General features: G+C 45.9%; 23 protein-coding genes. 10 read left to right on the top strand and 13 right to left on the bottom strand.

The window, feature by feature from the left end; genetic code table 11:
* The first annotated feature begins 61 nt into the window (after positions 1 to 61).
* The 9 genes from LDX50_RS02320 to LDX50_RS02360 all read left to right on the top strand — a co-directional run bounded on the left by LDX50_RS02320 (position 62) and on the right by LDX50_RS02360 (position 7,973).
* Positions 62 to 409 (top strand): PadR family transcriptional regulator, encoded by a 348-nt coding sequence (locus LDX50_RS02320; protein WP_225696790.1) that lies wholly within the window; start codon positions 62 to 64, stop codon positions 407 to 409.
* A 39-nt stretch (positions 410 to 448) separates the two neighbouring features.
* Positions 449 to 2,833, top strand: coding sequence for a PspC domain-containing protein (locus LDX50_RS02325; RefSeq protein ID WP_225696791.1), 2,385 nt, complete (start codon positions 449 to 451; stop codon positions 2,831 to 2,833).
* A 35-nt stretch (positions 2,834 to 2,868) separates the two neighbouring features.
* The gene (locus tag LDX50_RS02330; protein ID WP_225696792.1) at positions 2,869 to 3,312 is read left to right on the top strand and encodes a carboxypeptidase regulatory-like domain-containing protein; all 444 of its coding nucleotides are present in this window, start codon (positions 2,869 to 2,871) and stop codon (positions 3,310 to 3,312) included.
* 94 nt (positions 3,313 to 3,406) lie between these two features.
* Positions 3,407 to 3,976: an RNA polymerase sigma factor gene (locus LDX50_RS02335; protein ID WP_225696793.1), complete on the top strand. Its 570-nt coding sequence runs from the start codon at positions 3,407 to 3,409 to the stop codon at positions 3,974 to 3,976.
* Positions 3,977 to 3,978: 2 nt separating this feature from the next.
* Positions 3,979 to 4,743 carry a hypothetical protein gene (locus LDX50_RS02340; protein ID WP_225696794.1) on the top strand — a complete coding sequence of 255 codons (765 nt, stop codon included), beginning with the start codon at positions 3,979 to 3,981 and terminating at the stop codon, positions 4,741 to 4,743.
* Between the two features lies 1 nt (position 4,744).
* Complete coding sequence (locus tag LDX50_RS02345) at positions 4,745 to 5,764, top strand: hypothetical protein (protein ID WP_225696795.1); 1,020 nt, start codon at positions 4,745 to 4,747, stop codon at positions 5,762 to 5,764.
* A 40-nt stretch (positions 5,765 to 5,804) separates the two neighbouring features.
* Entirely contained in the window at positions 5,805 to 6,551 is a 747-nt protein-coding gene (locus LDX50_RS02350) for a hypothetical protein (RefSeq protein WP_225696796.1), read from the top strand.
* Between the two features lie 110 nt (positions 6,552 to 6,661).
* Positions 6,662 to 6,982, top strand: a complete 321-nt coding sequence (trxA, locus tag LDX50_RS02355; protein WP_225696797.1) for a thioredoxin — start codon at positions 6,662 to 6,664, stop codon at positions 6,980 to 6,982.
* A gap of 241 nt (positions 6,983 to 7,223) precedes the next feature.
* The gene (locus LDX50_RS02360) at positions 7,224 to 7,973 is read left to right on the top strand and encodes an NUDIX hydrolase (protein WP_225696798.1); all 750 of its coding nucleotides are present in this window, start codon (positions 7,224 to 7,226) and stop codon (positions 7,971 to 7,973) included.
* Position 7,974: 1 nt separating this feature from the next.
* Here the strand turns inward: LDX50_RS02360 and LDX50_RS02365 are convergent, their stop codons facing one another.
* Positions 7,975 to 9,270 (bottom strand): amidohydrolase, encoded by a 1,296-nt coding sequence (locus tag LDX50_RS02365; RefSeq protein ID WP_225696799.1) that lies wholly within the window; start codon positions 9,268 to 9,270, stop codon positions 7,975 to 7,977.
* 132 nt (positions 9,271 to 9,402) lie between these two features.
* On the opposite strand from LDX50_RS02365, the gene LDX50_RS02370 reads away from it, so the two are divergent.
* Positions 9,403 to 10,287, top strand: a complete 885-nt coding sequence (locus LDX50_RS02370) for a cation diffusion facilitator family transporter (protein ID WP_225696800.1) — start codon at positions 9,403 to 9,405, stop codon at positions 10,285 to 10,287.
* On the opposite strand, the gene LDX50_RS02375 is transcribed toward LDX50_RS02370, so the two are convergent.
* The 12 genes from LDX50_RS02375 to LDX50_RS02430 form a co-directional block, all read right to left on the bottom strand.
* Positions 10,288 to 11,094 (bottom strand): hypothetical protein, encoded by an 807-nt coding sequence (locus LDX50_RS02375; RefSeq protein WP_225696801.1) that lies wholly within the window; start codon positions 11,092 to 11,094, stop codon positions 10,288 to 10,290.
* On the bottom strand, positions 11,087 to 11,986 hold the full coding sequence (locus tag LDX50_RS02380) for an ABC transporter ATP-binding protein (protein WP_225696802.1): 900 nt from the start codon (positions 11,984 to 11,986) through the stop codon (positions 11,087 to 11,089). The genes LDX50_RS02375 and LDX50_RS02380 overlap by 8 nt, the downstream gene beginning before the upstream one ends.
* An 11-nt stretch (positions 11,987 to 11,997) precedes the next feature.
* Positions 11,998 to 12,492, bottom strand: coding sequence for a DUF4252 domain-containing protein (locus LDX50_RS02385; RefSeq protein WP_225696803.1), 495 nt, complete (start codon positions 12,490 to 12,492; stop codon positions 11,998 to 12,000).
* 63 nt (positions 12,493 to 12,555) lie between these two features.
* Complete coding sequence (locus LDX50_RS02390) at positions 12,556 to 13,062, bottom strand: DUF4252 domain-containing protein (protein WP_225696804.1); 507 nt, start codon at positions 13,060 to 13,062, stop codon at positions 12,556 to 12,558.
* Between the two features lie 45 nt (positions 13,063 to 13,107).
* Positions 13,108 to 13,626 (bottom strand): DUF4252 domain-containing protein, encoded by a 519-nt coding sequence (locus LDX50_RS02395; protein ID WP_225696805.1) that lies wholly within the window; start codon positions 13,624 to 13,626, stop codon positions 13,108 to 13,110.
* A gap of 20 nt (positions 13,627 to 13,646) precedes the next feature.
* The gene (locus LDX50_RS02400; RefSeq protein WP_225696806.1) at positions 13,647 to 14,198 is read right to left on the bottom strand and encodes a hypothetical protein; all 552 of its coding nucleotides are present in this window, start codon (positions 14,196 to 14,198) and stop codon (positions 13,647 to 13,649) included.
* A complete protein-coding gene (locus tag LDX50_RS02405; RefSeq protein WP_225696807.1) occupies positions 14,185 to 14,703 on the bottom strand; it encodes an RNA polymerase sigma factor in 519 nt (172 codons plus the stop codon). The genes LDX50_RS02400 and LDX50_RS02405 overlap by 14 nt, the downstream gene beginning before the upstream one ends.
* Positions 14,704 to 14,770: 67 nt before the next feature.
* Positions 14,771 to 15,412 carry a ligase-associated DNA damage response endonuclease PdeM gene (pdeM, locus tag LDX50_RS02410; protein WP_225696808.1) on the bottom strand — a complete coding sequence of 214 codons (642 nt, stop codon included), beginning with the start codon at positions 15,410 to 15,412 and terminating at the stop codon, positions 14,771 to 14,773.
* A gap of 16 nt (positions 15,413 to 15,428) precedes the next feature.
* Complete coding sequence (locus LDX50_RS02415) at positions 15,429 to 17,876, bottom strand: ligase-associated DNA damage response DEXH box helicase (protein WP_225696809.1); 2,448 nt, start codon at positions 17,874 to 17,876, stop codon at positions 15,429 to 15,431.
* Complete coding sequence (locus LDX50_RS02420) at positions 17,876 to 18,496, bottom strand: PAS domain-containing protein (protein ID WP_225696810.1); 621 nt, start codon at positions 18,494 to 18,496, stop codon at positions 17,876 to 17,878. The genes LDX50_RS02415 and LDX50_RS02420 overlap by 1 nt, the downstream gene beginning before the upstream one ends.
* 15 nt (positions 18,497 to 18,511) lie before the next feature.
* A complete protein-coding gene (locus tag LDX50_RS02425) occupies positions 18,512 to 18,925 on the bottom strand; it encodes a DUF1801 domain-containing protein (RefSeq protein ID WP_225696811.1) in 414 nt (137 codons plus the stop codon).
* Between the two features lie 3 nt (positions 18,926 to 18,928).
* On the bottom strand, positions 18,929 to 19,363 hold the full coding sequence (locus LDX50_RS02430) for an SRPBCC family protein (RefSeq protein ID WP_225696812.1): 435 nt from the start codon (positions 19,361 to 19,363) through the stop codon (positions 18,929 to 18,931).
* Between the last annotated feature and the right edge of the window lie 34 nt (positions 19,364 to 19,397).

Here is a 19,397-nt window from a genome sequence, read left to right on the forward strand (position 1 = left end):
GGCCATACATAGTACCTTTTACGTATACTTGTATAGGTCAAAAACTTAAAACAATGAAAATATGAATCTGGAGAATACACAAGTGCAGATGCGCAAAGGTATTTTGGAATACTGCATACTGCACATTATCTCGAGGGGCGAAGTCTACGCCTCAGACATGCTGGAGGAACTTACATCCGCCAAGATCATGGTCGTTGAAGGTACCCTGTATCCCCTGCTCACCCGTTTACGGAAGGCAGGGTTAGTCGAGTACAAATGGGTGGAATCGAATGCCGGTCCGCCACGCAAGTACTATACATTAACCGAAAAAGGAGCGGAATTCCTGAGAAGTCTTGATTCCACCTGGAATGAGCTTGTAGGTTCCACGCAGCAAATAACTGGAACATCAAATGCAACGGTTAACGATTAAAGGGTTTCCAAACAACAACAGATCAAAATCTCAATCAAAATGAAAAAGAACATCAGCATAAATATAAGTGGTATCATCTTTCACATCGAAGAAGATGCCTATGAACAATTACGCGATTATCTTCAGAGTATCAACCGGTATTTTTCAAACTTCGATGACAGCGATGAAATCATCGCCGACATTGAAAGCCGGATTGCAGAAATCTTTCTTGCCAAGCTCTCTGAAGAGAAACAGGTCATTACCGCGGAAGATGTCTCCTCTCTGATATCCACCATGGGTAATGTAAGTGACTTTCAGGCCATGGAACAGGATGAACCCGTCGATAGCAGCGCGTCGTCATCTTCTTCATCCTCATCATCAGGAACCTACGAAACAGAAACGAGGCGTTTATATCGCGACGAAAAAGGCAAGATCGTAGGAGGTGTTTGTTCCGGACTTGCTTATTATTTCAACATTGATCCCGTATGGATTCGGCTTCTCATGCTTATTCTCGTACTCGGGTATGGCGTCGGTATCCTTGTCTACATCGTCCTCTGGATCGTTGTACCCGGCAAATACGATCTGCCCGAACAGAAAAGTTATAAGAAGATGTACCGGGATCCGGAAAATCGAGTCCTGGGTGGAGTTTCATCCGGAATCGCTTCCTATTTCGGGGTGGATACCATCATCATCCGGCTGCTCTTTGTGATCTTCACTATTGCCGGCGGCACAGGTATCCTGGCTTATATCGTATTGTGGATCGTCCTGCCTGAGGCACGGACGATCTCCGATAAAGTAAGGATGAAAGGCGATCCTGTAACCCTTTCCAACATCGAATCAAGTGTAAAAAAAAATTTGAATATCGATGAGAAGAAGGAGGAAGATACCATCACCAAAATCCTGCTTTTCCCATTCCGACTGATTGCCACCGTCATTAACGGTATCGGTAAGGTACTCGGTCCCATACTGATGTTCCTGGTGGATGCCATTCGTGTGATCATTGGTATATTCATGGTTTTCCTCGGAGTTGTACTCACCTTCTCATTCATCGTTTCAACATCCGTTGTTTTTGGACTCCTTCAGGATGGCCGCTGGGGTTCAGAGGTCCTTCGGATAAATGATCTCGGCATTCCACTGGATGTGATCAGCAACAGCTTCCCCGTACTTACCGTGATCGCTGTCGGCATCGCTGTGATCATTCCAAGTGTGTTCGTTATCCTGCTCGGTATATCGGTCATTGCCAAGAAGATAATCTTCAATGCCACTACCGGATGGACGTTACTTGCCCTGTTCGTGATCAGTTCGATATTCCTGAGCATTAATATTCCTGCGATCATTTACCAGTTCAAGGAAGAAGGATCCTATGAGGTTGTAAACGAATACAGGCTGGGCGATAAGACCGCTGTGTTCAAAATCAATGAAGTAGGACTGGATGACTACGACGGTGCAGGATTGCGAATCGTCGGAAGTAATGACAGCCTCTACCGCATAACCACAACATACCGCTCTCAGGGCAGCACGCGCAAGCTCGCAGAAGAAAATGCCAGGATGATTTCTTACGGAATCAATGCGGAGGATTCGGTATTCACATTTGATTCCAATATAAAATTCGATGAAGAGGCCATATTCCGCGGACAGCGGGTATTCACAAATGTGTATGTTCCCTATGGCGCTCGTTTCATGATGGATAATTCCCTGCGGTATATTCTTCGAAACAGCCTCTACTCCTATAATTATAACCGTTCGGAACTTAACCAGATGGTTTGGACCATGGATGAAGAAAAAGGACTCGTATGTCTTACCTGTCCGGAGCCGGAGCCTGAACCCGAGCCGACAATGGATGAGGGCGACAGTAGCTCAGAAGGCTTCAGCATCATCCAGCCCGTATCCCCTTTCCGGGAGCTGGAAGTAAGCGGTCCTGCTGTGGTAAATATCATGCGCGGAGATGAGTTTAAAATCCTCATCAACGAGGGAAGTGACGAGGCCTGGAATGAAACGAAAATGGATCAGGATAATGTGAGACTTCGCCTGGAAGTTGGTGAAACAAACGAATCGCTGGCATTCACCATTACAGTCCCCGACCTGGAAAGCATCATTCTGGCCGGATCATCCCGTGCCATTGTTACGGATCTTCAGCAAAACTTCTTCCGAATTGTGATGGAAGACAACAGTTCACTGATTGCCGATATCGATGTTCAGGAAGTAGAGATCGAACTGGAAGACAATGCTACAGCAGAGCTGCATGGCTCCGGCAGGGATCTTGATGCGGACATCCAGGGATTTTCAGAACTGAATGCATTTGAATATACCGTCAACACAGCCACAATACGGGCCCGTGGAAAATCAAAAGGTGAAATACTGTCAAACGGCAGGGTATATCTTGATAAAAATATGACCAGTCAGGTAGATGTTCAGGGAAATGCCCAAATAATCACCGAAGATTAGGTCATCAAACATTTGAAATACATTAAATTAGGGCTATGAAAATCGCAATTTACATAGCCCTGATTTTTTTTATGTCGGCCTGCCATCCGCCCCAATCAAAAAATGACGGTATTCTTGCCGGACAGCTTGTATGGATAACGGGCAACCAGATGCCCGGACCCGATAAAAAACCGTCCTCCGGAAACGGGGTCCAACGGGTTGTGCTCATCTACCCGCCCACTCTTCGGAGCGATTGCGAAATGAATCCGAATGGATTGTATACACAGGTTCCAGGAAATCCCGTCGCTACCGTTTTGTCGGATACCGACGGCACCTTCATCATTCACCTGCCTGAAGGCACCTACAGCGTTCTTACCCGTGAGGAAGAAGGCATGTTTGCTGGCGTTTTTGACGGCAACGGAACTCTGAATCCTGTGCTGATTGAAAAACGCGACACAACAGAACTCCGTATCGAAATCAACTATAGCGCCGCTTACTAGGCCCTATCCGGGTTGATTTGAAGATTTCATAAAAAGTTTTGGTGCCCGTGCAACCTACCCATGCTATATTGCATCTTCCCCCTGAAGCACCATTATGAAACTAAAGATTTACCAGTCTTCAGAAGAAAAACTCATCATGAAATGCCGGGAAAATGATCCGGCATCACAGCGTATGCTGTATGATCAGTATGCTTCTAAAATGCTGGGGGTTTGCCGTCGGTATATTAACGATGCAGACCAGGCGGAAGATGTGATGATCACAGGTTTCATCAAGGTTTTCAAAAACCTGGCACAATTCAAATTTGAAGGAAGTTTTGAAGGATGGGTTCGCAGGATCATGGTGAACGAATCATTGTCCTTTATAAGAAAGAATAAGAATATGTACCTGGAGGTTGACATCGAATATGCACAGCGTGAACCGGATTATTCCCAGCTTGATCATCACTTGCAGGCAGAAGATCTGCTGGCACTGATCGATCAGCTACCGACTGGCTACCGAACCGTATTCAACCTCTATGCGATTGAAGGCTACTCCCACAAGGAAATAGCTGACCAATTGAAGATCAGTGAGAATACCAGCAAATCGCAATTGAGCAGGGCGCGCGCATTATTGCAACGTCATCTGTTGAAAAGTGAGGAGCTGCTGGAAAAAAAATTAAAATAGTTATGAGTGATCAGGATTTAGATAAATTATTCAGGAGCAAGCTGGAGGATATTAAAAAGGATCCTTCACCACGGGCCTGGGATCAGATAAGTGAGGCCCTTCCCCAAAGGAAACGAGGCGGCTTCTTCTTCCGTATAGCAGCTACGATCCTTTTACTGATGGCTGCAGGATCGGTAATGTGGTACCTGGGCCAGGACAGTCCTGAACCAACACTTGCCGTCAACACACCGGTCTCAAGACCTGTGGAAATTCCTGCTATCAGCGAGGATTCAGCGAACACAACATCGGAACAAACCGAAGAAACCGTTCAACGGGAAATATCAAAAGCAGACGTTCCATCCGGACAGAAAACCCAGGCATCATCCAACAAGCCTGCTGATACTGCGCCCTTGCTTATTGAAGAAACTGATTCACCAGAAAAAATTACAAAAAAGGAAATAGTTCCGGATCAGACAGTAGAAGTATCAGAGCCTTTGATCGCTTCTACGGAAACACCTGAATTGAACAACGCGGGGACCGCCTCCTCAGAAACCACGGTAACGGGTCAGACACTCAGTTTCAATATCGACGATTTCGAATCGGCAGAGAAGACGACGGCCGTCATGGCCAGTGCAGAACCTGCAGCCCAGGATCCCGATGAAGAGGGTCTTAAAAAATTCTGGAATGTGCTGAAAAAAGTAAAGGAACCCGAAGCGGGCCTCGGGGAATTACGGGATCTGAAAAATAATCTCCTTGCATTTGGTAAAGAAAAAAATGAAACCGATTAACATGAAAAAGATCGTAATCACTGCGCTGATATTTGTCCTGGCAGCAGGCTTGCAGGCGCAATCGACAGAATCATCACCAGCAACGCCGGCAACACCTTCCATACCTGCAGCTCCATCATTGGAGAAAAGTGATACTGTGAAGGTTGATACCGTAGTGATCGAGGTAGGAAAAAGCAGTATTCTGTTTATTATCCGCGATAAGAAGGATCTGGAAAAACTGCAGACGTATGATCTGAATAAAATTGTGGATGACCTCCAGCTTCGACTGGACCCGGAGGCGCAGCAGCAGGTGATCATAGCGGCGGATACGCTAACAGAAATGGAGGAACCCGAAGTTTCCAATACTGAATTCAGCTACGAGAAGCCCAGGGGACTTCGCCATTATTTTAACATTGATCTCGGGTTCAACAATTACCTGGGACCTGACGGCTTCCCGGATGAATCAAATGCACCATATACTGTACGGCCATGGGGTTCCTGGTATGTAGCACTGGGTTCGGTGAACGAAGCCTATCTCAGCCGCGGCGTTTCGCTACAATTTGGGGCCAATTTGAGCTGGTATAATTTCAAATTCCAGAATGATGCCATGTATGTGATCCGCGAAGCTGACGGTGTCGATTTTGTCGAGAATCCTGAGATGCTGGATGCGAATTTTAAGAAAAGTAAACTCACCGTTGCCTATATCAACGCCTCACTTGTACCGGTCTTTCACTTCGGCAGGAAGAAGTACCGCGACGGATGGAGGGTATGGGATCACGGACCGCAGGCAGGATTCCGGCTGGGTGCCGGCGCTTATGCAGGATATCGGATCGGAAGCTATAGCAAGGTAAAATACAGTATGGATGGCACAGAGAAACGCAAGGATCATGACAGCTTCTACCTCGAAAATTTCCGTTACGGTGTGCGCGTTCAGCTTGGATTTGGTGACACAGATATTTTCTTCAACTATGATCTGAATAACCTTTTCCAGGAGGGCAACGGACCCGAGCTCAATGCTTTTAGTTTTGGAATCATCTTTTAATACATCAAATAACAAATAACAACGTCAAAAACTCAATATTATGAAAACTACAATGTACTTCATTCTACTGCTTGTGCTGTCAGGTCAGGTCGCCTTTGCGCAGGATCAGGAAGAAAACAAACACGAATACAAACATCGCGGAGGAACGCACAATCATTTTGATATCGACCTGGGGTTAAATAACTGGCTGGAAGACGGCAGCAATCCGGGAGGTGCCGCTTACGAGGTAAAACCCTGGGGATCGTGGTATGTTGCTTTGAAATCAATTAACGACACCCACACCGGCGGTAAATTCCACCTCCTTTGGGGACCGGATGTGAGCTTCTATACCTTCAAATTTCAGGATCCATCCGTTCGTTTAACAAAAACAGATAATGAAGTGATCTTCAGCCGCGAAGATATCTCCGGGGCACGAAAGAGTAAACTTGAAGTCATCTATCTTGGCTTCAGCGTGGTGCCTATGTTACAGTTTGGTGACCGGCACGGTCATTCACACTGGGATCATGGTGATTTTGCCTTCGGCTCAAATTCCGGCGGATTCAGGGTCGGAGTGGGCGCGTATGGAGGGTATAGAATCGGTAGCAAGGTAAAATACGTGGTGAATTCAGATGGCAAAAACAAAGACAAGGATCACGATAACTTTTTTCTGGAGAACTGGAGATACGGGCTGCGTTTCCAGGCAGGATTCAGGGAAGTGGATTTCTTTTTTAATTATGATCTGAATGAAATATTCAGCGAAGGTCGCGGACCAGCACTCAATGCGATCAGTTTTGGCGTCATTCTTTAGCGATAGTTGTCACCTATGAGACCATCAATATTAATTATAGGATGAATGCGTCCCGCAGGAACCAAAAGTTTTTATATTTGCGTTCTCAGTGTGTAACAAAATATCAAAGAATGAAACCTTTAGAAATAACAGATGCCAACTTCGAGGAAATCATAAAGAGCGACAAGCCTGTATTGGTTGACTTCTGGGCAGAATGGTGCGGACCATGTAAAATGATCGGGCCGGTTGTAGAAGAACTTGCCAATGATTACGATGGCAGAGCAGTAATCGGCAAAGTGAACGTCGATGAAAATCCGAACGTATCTGTAAAATTTGGCATTCGCAGCATCCCTACCCTCCTCGTTTTTAAAAATGGCGAGATTGTAGACAAACAAATTGGCGCGGTTCCTAAGGGAGTTCTGAGTCAGAAACTGGATGCACAGTTGGCGTAAAACCCCGCGAGCACATTAAAAAAGGCCATCCATATGGATGGCCTTTTTTTGTTGGTTAAGGTTTCAAAAACCGGCCATCAAGTCAGAGAATCAATGGCCGGCCAGTAAATCGACAATTTAAGGTATACTGATATTATGTGGTTGATTTACTCAAAGTTATGGTATATTAACACTCTGTGTCAATAGGACGCAATGTATTATTAATTTTGGAATATTGCTATCCGGTACGCATATTTATTTGGTGAAATCCTGTTTAGAAAATTCCGGGTACATACCCAACTTATCGGTTGACTGTGTGATTTTTGGTTTTGATCATGAAAACCTGAATGTGCTCCTCCTTAAAATAAAGGGGCAGGCTGATTGGTCCCTCCCGGGTGGCTTCATCAAATATGATGAAGGTGTGGATGGAGCTGCCAAACGTGTCCTGATAGAGCGAACAAAGCTGAAGGATATATTTCTCACTCAATTTCACCTGTTCGGATCAGCGTCGAGGGACAACAGCAGTTTACTCGAAAAAATGAATCAGAACGATCTGCTTACCGATGATATGTTTAGTTTTCTGAATACACGGTTCCTGACAACGGGATATTATGCCCTGGTAAAGCAACAGGATGCAGATATTTCGGCAGATGAATTTACTTCGGAATGTGCATGGTTTAACGTGAATGAACTTCCGGGTCTGATTATGGACCACCGGGAGATTATTAATAAGGCGTTGATGTTTCTGCAATCGGGATTAAATAATCAACCAGTGGGCCTGAACCTTCTTCCGAAGAAATTCACCATGACCGAATTGCAACGCCTTTATGAGGCCATCCTTGGGAAGCCTCTCGACCGAAGGAATTTTTCACGTAAGATATTACGTTTTGGTATCCTGAAAAAATTGAATGAACGCAGAACCGGAGTGGCACATAAGTCACCCCAGCTCTACGCTTTTGATTTGATTCCTTACACAAAGGCCCTGGATGAGGGCCTGACTCAAACGTGGTAGGTTAATCTGCGCTGTACAAATAATTGAGCGCAAGCATTGAAAGCGCCTTCACCCCAACTTCCAGTCGGCTATCGTCCACATAAAAATCAGGTGTGTGGTGCGGAGCGGCATCCTCAACAGCAACTCCTTCGGGCATTCCACCCAGCCAGAAATACAACCCGGGAGCTTCCTTTGCAAACAGGGCAAAGTCTTCAGCTCCGGTTACAGCCTTTCTCAGTTCAACGTTTTCTTTGCCTGCGGCCCACTCCAGGGCAGGCAGCATCCTTGCCGTCAATTCAGGATCGTTGTAGGTCACAGGGTTTCCGGGATAAATGGTTACTTCAGCCGTCGCTCCCATGCTTTCAGCGATCTTGGTCGCTTTGAGCCTGATCTGCTCCTCAATTATAAGCCGCATGTCCTCATCAAGTGAACGGAAAGTGCCATCCAGCATCACCTCCTCCGGTATAATATTATTCCTTACACCCCCGTGAATACTACCTACAGAAACCACGGCTGCCTCATTCACCAATTCCATTTTCCGGCTTACAATGGTCTGAAGGCCGTTAATAATTTGGGCTGCGGTAACGATGGGATCTGTACCCTCCCAGGGATAGGCACCATGAACCTGTTCGCCTTTAACTTTAATCGTATACCGGTTGGAACTGGCCATTGCCCCGCCAGGTTTGTAGGTTAGCTTACCAACTTCTGTTTGCGAGTTAATATGCAAACCAAATATTGCACTTACTCCCTGCATCACGCCTTCTTTGATCATCAGTTCGGCTCCACCTTCTTCGCCGGCCGGTGCACCTTCTTCTGCCGGCTGGAAAATGAATTTTACCGTTCCGGGAATATCCTTCTTCATTCCAGCGAGAATTTCTGCCACTCCCATTAAAATGGCTACATGGGTATCATGTCCGCAGGCGTGCATTACACCCACTTCCTGCCCTTCGTATTCGCTTTTCTGTACAGATTTAAATGGAATATCAACCCGCTCTACCACAGGCAAGCCATCCATATCTGCACGCAAAGCTACAGTAGGCCCGGGCTTATCTCCTTTTAATATTCCAATAACTCCCGTATGGGCCACTCCCGTCTGAACTTCAATTCCCAATGATCGCAGGTGCTCAGCCACTTTCTCAGCAGTCCTGAATTCCCGGTTGGAAAGTTCTGCATTCTGGTGAATATCACGTCGCCATTCAATCACCTTAGGATCTACACGATCCGCTTCTGCACTCACCCTTTCGTAGAGTTTCTTATTCTGCGCCATGGCAGCAGATGTTAAAATGAATGCCAGAAAGAAGTAGAAATATTTTTTCATAGGGTTCCTTTTTTTGGAGAAATTTAAGGGTTTGCATCGAGAATTAAATCGTATGGTTTGAATTATTTGTACCGGTAAACAAATATCCTCCATGAATCAGTAACTCTTGACACACTCCTGTATCTTTGCCGCATGGCAGAAAATCAGCAAAAAGCCATACGCACCACCTATTTCAGCATTGTTGGAAATACGTTGCTTGCCGGTATAAAATTCCTGACAGGATTTTTCGGCAACTCCTATGCCCTTATAGCCGATGCTATTGAATCTACCACAGACATTTTTTCATCACTGCTGGTTCTGCTGGGTCTTAAATATGCCAGTCGTCCAGCTGATAAAAACCACCCGTACGGCCATGGCAAGGCAGAACCCCTGATCACTTTCGTCGTCGTTCTTTTCCTGGTGGTTTCAGCACTGATCATCGCACATGAAAGCATTCAGCACATCAGAACACCCCACAAAACCCCGGAACCTTATACGCTGATCGTGCTGGGGATCATCATCGTTATCAAAGAAATATCGTATCGCGTTGTGGCACGAAAAGGGAGAGAGACCGGAAGTACTGCCCTTACTGCGGATGCATGGCATCACCGCAGTGACGCGATTACATCATTGACGGCTTTTGCGGGTATATCGATTGCGCTGATATTCGGCAAGGGGTATGAAACGGCCGACGACTGGGCGGCCCTGGTTGCGTCGGGTTTCATAATTTACAATGCCTATCTGATCTTCCGGCCTGCACTCGGCGAGATTATGGACGAACATCAGTATGACGATTTTGTGGATGACATCCGCAACGAATCGGTTAAAGTGCGAGGGGTTCTGGCTACGGAAAAATGCTACGTACGTAAATTAGGCATGACCTATCATGTCGATCTTCATGCGATTGTTGATGCGAACATAACGGTAAAGCAAGGACACGACATTTCACATGCCTTAAAAGATCACCTGATGGCCAGATTTCCTGAGATCGCCGACGTGCTCATTCATATTGAGCCAGAAGGGGCCTATCACAGTTAGTTATAAATCTGATTTCCTCAGATTCCGGTAAAGCAGAAATACAAACAGCGAAATATAACCTAGTACGATCACGAGAGCCGTATAAGGAATATAATCGGCAATTTCCTGGAACCAGTACCTTGGAAACGGCACATCGATCAGGTTGGCCGCCGCCTGCATGGGCAGCAGATCACCGATCCAGGACACCTCATCCGGAATATTGGCAATAATGATGAATTCGATCGGGCGCCAGATCAGCAGTATAAAAACCGTAAGCGCTGATCGCTTCAGAAATGTAGTCAGGAAAAAAGCCAGTACCAGGTACAGGAGCATGTCAAGGAAATAGGCAAACACAAACTCCATCCCGTCCAGTACATATTTCATTTCAATTTCCGGCGTGTAAATCATCCCCGTAAGCAACCCGGTAATGAAGACCACTGCCGAACCCGCTATTGCCAGCAAAACGACAGTGGATAACTTGGATACCAGGAATTCCCATCTGCTGAACCCATCTATGATATTTTGCCTGACAGTCTTGTAGCTGTATTCATTCGATATCGAAATAATCACAATAATCGCCAGGAAGATCTTCATGATGGGCAGCGTATATACATAGGTTATATTCTGCCAGATATCCGGAAAGTACAGGATCGGAATACGCATGGGGTCAAACCCGTCGAAATCTGCACCCTTGGTCTTGAGCCATTTCAAAAATTCAATGACTGTAATGGGAATGCTGATAATCAAAAACCCATACAGGAGCGTCAGAACCCAGAATGGTCTGTAGTTAGCCAGTTTTCTCAGGTCAATTCGTAGCAGTCTAAGCATGATCGGATTCGGCTAAAAGTTCAAGGAATTGTTTTTCGAGGCTCTTACGCTGGGTAACCAGGTGATTCGCCGTAATACCCTGCTGATGCAGATAGGCGTTAAGATGTCCGGCATCGTGTCCTTCGGTGAGCGTTACCATATAGCCATGAAGATCGCGTTCGGTTTTTGAGGCACCCTGGTAGGTTTCCAGCGCCTTTTCGAGTTCCGGAGAGTCCGACTTTACTTCCACCTGAACCAGGCCGGCACTAACTTCCTCTACCATCCCTGAATAGAGCAGGGATCCTCTTTTCAATACACAGAAATGACTGCAAACTTTCTGTACCTCATCCAGCAAATGACTTGCGAGGATGATTGTTTTGCCTTCCAGGGCGATCTGCTTGATCAGTTCACGGATCTCCGCAATACCCTGTGGATCAAGTCCGTTTGTAGGCTCATCGAGTATCATCACCTCCGGGTCGCACAACAGTGCCGAAGCAATAGATAGCCGTTGTTTCATACCCAGGCTGTACGTACGGTATTTATCATCCCGCCGCTCGTATAACTCAACCTTTTTAAGCACTGGCTCGATGTTCGAAGTGGGAGCCCCCTTAATGTCGGCAACAATCTCGAGGTTCTTAATCGCGGATAGATAGGGGTAGAAAATGGGTGTTTCCAGGATGGCACCGATTTTTTTGCGAACCTGGTTATTCCCCTGTTCGCCGAACCAGAGGTATTCGCCGCCGGTACGGTTGATCACATCCAGAATAATGCCCAATGTGGTGGTCTTACCGCTCCCATTGGGACCCAGTATGCCAAATACACTTCCTTTTTCAACCGTCAGCGACAAATCATTCACGGCCGTGATCCGGCCGTAACGTTTGGTGAGGTTTTTAATTTCAAGAACAGCAGTCAACTTATTTGATTTTAATCCCAGTTTAAATCCAGATCTTCTGTTGAACGCACATAATTCATGAGTTCAGCGACGCGATCCAGCGGTACAGCGCCTTTTATGTCAAGAATGGCAAAGTCATCGTCATTATCGAGAAGAATTACCAGCCCTTTAGTTACCTTATCTTTCTCCTTAATGAATACATTCAGGTTGGAGCCCTCCGAACGAATGGTCATCAGGTCCTCAAACTCTTCATTATGATATTTCCCAACCAGGTCCTTATACTGGTTTTTGTCAAAATCCGATTCCGACTTTGAGATCCTGAGAAACTTCATTTTCTCAATATCCCGGATCAGTTCATCCAGCTGGGGGTTGTCCTTCATGTTAAGCATCCGCAGCGAATTACGATAGAAGAAAAGTGCCATCGCCTCTTCATGATCTTCGTGGAATTGGTTTGTGGTCTCACTCTGAGCCATCAAAAGGGGCATCTGAACAAGGAATGCCACAGCAAGAAGGAATAATCTTTTCATGATTTCCGGTATAACAAGAACAATCCCTCCTGGGAGGGATTGCCTTAATTTAATGAATTAATTTTAATCGATGTCGATATTGCCGTGGTTGCGGGCAAGGTAGGCCAGGTCCGACATATTCAGTACCCCGTCGATTTCCAGCATGGTGAAATCATTCTCCTCCTGGATGAGGACATACATGTTGCGCACCTCTTTCTCGTCGCCCTGTGCAAGGAAGTATACGTGATCCTGACCGTCACGCACCTGCATCAATTCATCGTATTTCTCGCTGATAAGATCCTTTCTTAGTTTCAGGATTGCATCAGGCTGAAGGCCCGAGCGATAAACAGGTACCGAGATGATCTTCATGGAATTGATGTTCTTGGCAATACGCGCCATAGCCTGGGCTTCTTCATCCCCTTCTTCTGCAGCCTCAGCAATATTGGCAAACAGGTTAAACAGGCTTCCGCTGATACTTACCACGGTTGCATCGCGATCATCCTTATACTTTTCCTGGAATTCGGCAGCGCTTTTACTTTGTGAATAAACTGCCGTTGATGCAAAAAGAAGTACTATTAATAAATTTTTCATGGTTGTCGTTATTTTATTTTGAGTTGTAATTATTTTCTGTTGTTGTTAGTTTTTGTCGTTGAGCTTCTCAAGGCCTTCAAGCCCGTCGATATCCATGCCTTTTGAAAGGCGGGCAATTTGTTTCAGATCGATATCCCCCACCAGGCTCATGATGAAGAACTCTTCATTTCCGCCCATGACCATTAAAAGTTCATTGATAATGCCATTCTTTTCCTTGATCATGAATTTCATATCTGTATCCTCATCACGAACCGACATCAGTTCATCATATTCTTTTGCCGGAAGCAATGAAAAGGCTTCTTTATAAAGTGCTTTGCCATTGGTGATATCATCCTTTGCCAGGATTTTCAAACCATCAAGCTTCGAGATGGCTTCCATCAGTTCTTTATCATCCGGGTCTTCCATATCCAGGTCTGTAAATAAGCTGAACATTCGCTTGGTGATTTGTACATGTGTAAAGCTGTCGTCATCTTCATATTTGCTGAAGAACTTTGTGATCGCGTCCTGGGCGCTCAGCTGCAGGGCCATCATCATTACTATTGAAAGGGTTACTATCTTTTTCATCGTTTTTATATTCTGAGTTTTTATTTCTTAATATTTTTCTGATCTGCATCTTCATTGCGGACCATTTCCTGTGCTTCATTAAATACTGCCATTTTTCCAACCTGCTCGGTTCCCTTATTCATTGACTTGGAAAGCATCAGGAGGGCAGCCTTGGTCTGTTCGTACGCTTCGCGTGCTTCCTGGACCGACTCACTTTCGGCAATCGGCTGATTTATTTCCTCACGATTACTGAGGTATTCGTCACGGGCAAAGTAAACAGCCGTTACGAGTACAAGGATTACGGCGGCCACTTTGCTGATATCCTGCCACATCCGGCGAACCCGGCCAGACTTCTGTACCTCGGTTTGCCCCTCAATTTCATGTACCTGTTCCAGGATCCGGTGATCAAAAAACTCACCAAGACGTCCTTCCTCCCGTTCTTCACGGAAGTAGGTGAACAATACCGCTTCTTTTCTCCATTTCTCAGGAACATTCCCGGACTGAAAGAAGGCTTTCAGCTCGCGTTCCTCCTCAAGAGTCGTTTCGCATTCCCAATATCGGGTGAGCAGTTCTTCTATTCTATTGTAGTCCATATTCTGTCGTATTTATCAGGTGTTCCCTGATTTGTTTTCTTGCGCGGAAGAGATTTACTTTCACCTGGCTCATGTCGAGCTCCAGGATATCTCCTATTTCCTTATAGCTGTATCCTTCAATATCCCTGAGCTGCATCACATGCCGCTGTTTATCAGGTAGTCTTTCCATTAATTTCCGGATCATCCGCATGGTATCTTTTGTTTCTGCAGATTTGTAAGGTGTCGCGTCGTCCGTGGCACCGATATCAAATCCTTCCTCGAATGAATCTGTCATTCGCCGTTGTCTGGATTTCAGCTTGTCGTAAGAGAGGTTACGCGTAACCCGCATACACCAGGCTTCCATATTTTCCAGCTCATCCATTGTGTCATGCCTGTCCCAAACTTTTATGAGCACTTCCTGCACGACATCCTGTGCTTCTGAATCATCACCCAGCAACCTGTAAGCAAACCTGTACAGTTTATTCTTTACAGGTAAAACACGTGATTTAAAAGCTTCTAAACTCATGATTCAAATAGGAGACGACTGTAACAGAGAGATGTTACAACATAATAAAAAAAAATTTCAAAAAGGCCTATTTTACCCTGATTACGCGGTTTTCAGCGATAATAAAAATTTGATCCTCCTCTTTCGGTTTCATGGGATGCGTACCGGTAAAGGCACCAAATGCCGGTAAGATCCCCTGTCGGCTCCCGAAAAAGAAGCAGGGGAACCTCAGTCGCTGTCTGCCCTTTCCAAACATCCTCACACCCGGATGGATATGTCCGGCGATATTGTATCCCTCAAAATCTTCCAGTGGTTCATGTGAAAGCAGAAACGGACCGATTTCCAGGGTAGGGTCATGCAGCTTCAGGCGATGCTTTTCATACTGATGCCGGCTCATGATATCATGATTGCCCATCACCAACTCAAAGCTGATCCCGGGATAATGACTCAGTACCTGTCCGAACGCTTCCCACTCATCATTATAATGGCTATGGAAGAGGTCGCCCAGAAACAGTACGCGGTCGGGCTCACATGACCGAATGAGTGAGATCATACGGTTTAAGTTCTCCTCATTGGGTTGATCGGGTAGCGCCACTCCGGATCTCCGGAAATGGTTGATCTTCCCCAAATGCAGGTCTGCGATCATCAGAATCTTCTCTGGTTGCCAGAAAAGTGCCTTTTCGGGGAGCAGTATACACTCAGTTCCTTCCAGTTCAACCCTCATTTCCATTGCACAAAACTAGTTCTCAGTCTTCAAATTGCAACTCCATTCTTCGGATTCTGTCTTCCAGCTTTTCGGAGGTCAGCTTATCCCTGCTAAGGCGGTCTACCATGATCGGGAAGGCGAAGGGCGTTGCTTTCCTGGGTTCACGGACAATAATGCGCTGCTGATTTATACGATCCAGCGCCTTGCGCATACGTGCCTCCTCAAGCTGAAAATCCATGACCTCCTCGTAAGCTTGCAGCAACAACAGGTTATCCGATTCATATTCGTGGAATACATCGAAAAACAACTGTGAAGATGATTGCAGGTGCCGGTCCTTCAGGGGCTTTCCCGGATAGCCCTTAAATACAAGTCCGGCAATAGATGCAATATCCCGGAACCTCCGCCTGGCCATTTCCACAGAATTAATACTGGCCTGAATATCGGCCCAAAGGTTATCGGTGGAAAGGACGTCCGTTTCAAGTGCCTCCAGGTACGGGATTTCCTGGTCTGAAAGCAATTCAAACCCGTAATCATTCATGGCAATACTGAAACTGATCGGCGCCATACGGGAAATGCGATGGGCTACTACAGCGGCGATACCTTCGTGGACCAGGCGTCCTTCGAAGGGGTACATCACCAGGTGATATCCCTCTTCACTCGCAAAGTATTCAACCAAAAATTCATCCTTTGCCGGCAGGTGGGATCTTTCTTTCTGAATTTGCATCAGGGGCTTCAGAAAAATAAGTTCCTCGTCGGTGAGGGAATCAGGTCTTGTAATCTCATCAAGTTTCTTGCGGAGCATAACCGACATCTGTGAACTCAGCGGCATCCGGCCACCCTGCCAGGAAGGAACGGCTCCCGATTTACGATTGGAATTGCGCACCTGGGCGGTCATTTCCTTGATACGCACCAATTCAAGATTCCGGCCGGCAAACCAGAAAACATCTCCCGGGGATAAGCGGGAAATAAACCATTCTTCAATCGTGCCGATATATTTACCCGAAAGGTATTTCACATGGATGGCCGAGTCGCTCACGATGGTACCGATAGACAGACGGTGACGGTAGGCAATTCGCCGGTTGTTAACCTTATATTTTCCATCTTCCCGTTCAACCTTCCGAAATTCGTCATAAGCCGTAAGTGAATTACCACCCGTCGTCACAAAGTTGAGAAGCCAGCGCCATTCCTCTGGCGATACGCTTTCAAAGCTGAAAGTAGAGGTAATCTCCTTGTATAATTGTTCGGAATCGAATCCTTCAGAAACCGCAAGGGTTACGAGATACTGCGCAAGTACGTCAAAAGAGCGAATATAGGGAATGCGGTCCTCCACCACACTTTCATCTATTGCGCTGCGCAGTGCGGCGGCTTCTATGAGCTCAAGGGAATGGGTGGGCACAAAATAGATCTTGCTCCTGGCTCCCGGCTGGTGACCTGACCTACCGGCGCGCTGCATGAAACGGGCTACTCCTTTCGGACTGCCTACCTGGATAATCGTTTCCACAGGTCTGAAGTCAACTCCCAGATCCAGCGAAGAGGTACAAACTACGGCTTTAAGCTGTTCCTCGTGAAGGGCATTTTCAACCCAATCCCTCAGTTCACGACTAATACTTCCGTGATGCATAGCCATAACACCGGCCAGCTCGGGTGCACGTTGCAATAGCTTCTGATACCATATTTCAGCGAATGATCGTGTATTGGTGAATATCAGGGTACTTCGGCTTTCCTTGATTATTGGAATAACCTTGTCAATCAACTTTGCTCCCAGGTGTCCGGCCCACGGCAGCTCTTCGACAGAATCAGGCAACACAGACTCTACCTCTATCACCTTGCGAATGTTAGCTCTGATCATCCTGAAGGGCTTATTATGCATATCAGTGCCCAGCAGGGCGTGCAATGCCTGGTCCATATTTCCGATTGTAGCAGAAATACCCCAGATACGCAGGCCTGGAGCAACATGTTTAAGGCGGGAAAGTGCCAGTTCCATCTGAACACCCCGTTTGGAGCCCAGTAATTCATGCCATTCATCACAAACCACTGTTTTCAAATTCTTAAAGTAGTTGGGATAACCTTTCTGGGCAAGTAAGAGATGAAGGCTTTCAGGGGTGGTAATAAGAAAGTGGGGCGGGTTTTTTTTCATGCGTTCCCGTTCTTTTGTGGACGTATCACCGGTGCGAAGCGCCACATCCCATTCAAGGTTCATGCCGTGTGCAGCTCTTTCGACTGCCAGGAATATTTCACGTGCCAGTGCCTTGATAGGTGTAATCCAAATGGCCACCAGTCCTTTCGGCTTTTCTCCCCTCATATAGTCCATCATAATCGGAATAGCAAGCGAATAAGTCTTACCACTGCCGGTTGGGGCATTCACAAGTCCGTTCTCCCCATTCATATAAGCATTCCATGCTTCTCTCTGAAAAGGAAAAACCTCCCACCCTTTTGACGAGAACCAGGATTCAGCAGGTTTCAAATAAATTGCATTGTTTTCCTTCACTAATCCCACTCTTTTTCCTCTTGATCAGGATTGATCAGTTCACCTACTACATTGTCCAGCTTTTCAACAGCCGAACACAGGTGTTGGAGAAGATCCTGATAGTAATCCTCAATCATACCCTTATCCTTCATTAAATTCGTAAGTCCCAGAATCGAGGCAACCGGTCCTCTGAGATCATGCGCATTGCGATAGGAGATTTCATCCAGCTGTGCTACGCGACGCGCAAGTTCTTCCTGTATAGATACCATCTCTGTTACATCCTGGGCAACGGAAGTGATTTTTGCTGGCTTACCATTCTCATCCCATTCCGAAACCAGTTTCCTGGTATATCCCCAAATGTACCTGCCATCCTTTCGTTTATACCGGATGATCATTTCTATGATCTGCCCAGGCCTGCTTGCCATAATTTCCTCCATCTTGGCATCCGCTACCTCGATATCATCCGGATGAATGATCATTCGGTTGAAATCATGAGCAAAGGATTTCATTTCAGCTTCCGAATAACCCAAAATTTTACCGGCAAGGCCGGAAGAATATAGTAATGCGTGATTTTTAAGATCATATGAAGCAAATTCGATGTGGGATACAGCAATGACGGACTGAATGAAATTTCGGGGCATAACAGGAGTGGGTTGTCAGGAATATTTCTTTTTCAGATCGGCAACGGATTCTCGCAAAATAACTTCAAGCACATCGATGTCGATATCTGATAAACGTTTAACGTAAAGACATGAAACACTGTTCTTACTTTTACCAAGCTTTTTGAGCTGCCGCTCATATTTGGAAAACCCATCCATAATATAAATCGTCAGATTCTGTTTTCGGGGTGAGAAACCGGTGAGGAACCAATCCCCTTCACGGCCGCTGGCATAAACGTAGTGGTACTTACCGAATCCAACAATACTGTCGCCCCACATAACCGGTTTAGAACCAGTAATCTGCTTCATCAATTTTAGTAATACTTCTGCGTCAGCCCGCTTTTCAGGGTCCACTACAGAACCTATGAACTCCTTCACGGAACCATCATTTGGAGTTGTTTTTAATGACATATGCTATTTACTTTCAACAAACTCCTTGAACTGCTTTAAATATTTATCTGATTCCTTCTGAAACGAACCCGGCATAAGCCAGCCCATAATCTTCATGAATCCGGAAAGTTTAAATTCCTGTTCACTGGTGTAGCGCGTTCGTTTTTCATTGATGGGTTCAAAAATATTTTTTGAAATATTAACGACCCCATTCGTTTCATAGGTACCCGTAAATTCATGGGGAAGATCACGTTTAACTACTGTTTCTATCATTTCGATATCCCGTTTACCCATTTTGTAATGAAGTTTTGCCCTGGCACCCGGCTGCCCGGGTGTTCCGCTTATATGTTCATAACTGAGTAATCCTGGTTGCCAATACTTCAAATTATCAGGATTATCGAATAAACGAATCACTTCCTCGATCGGCTTATCGATATCAATGCTGCATGTGTATTTCATGATTTCAGGTGAATAGTTCATAAACAAAATACAA

It is taken from the genome of Fulvivirga sedimenti (assembly GCF_020328055.1).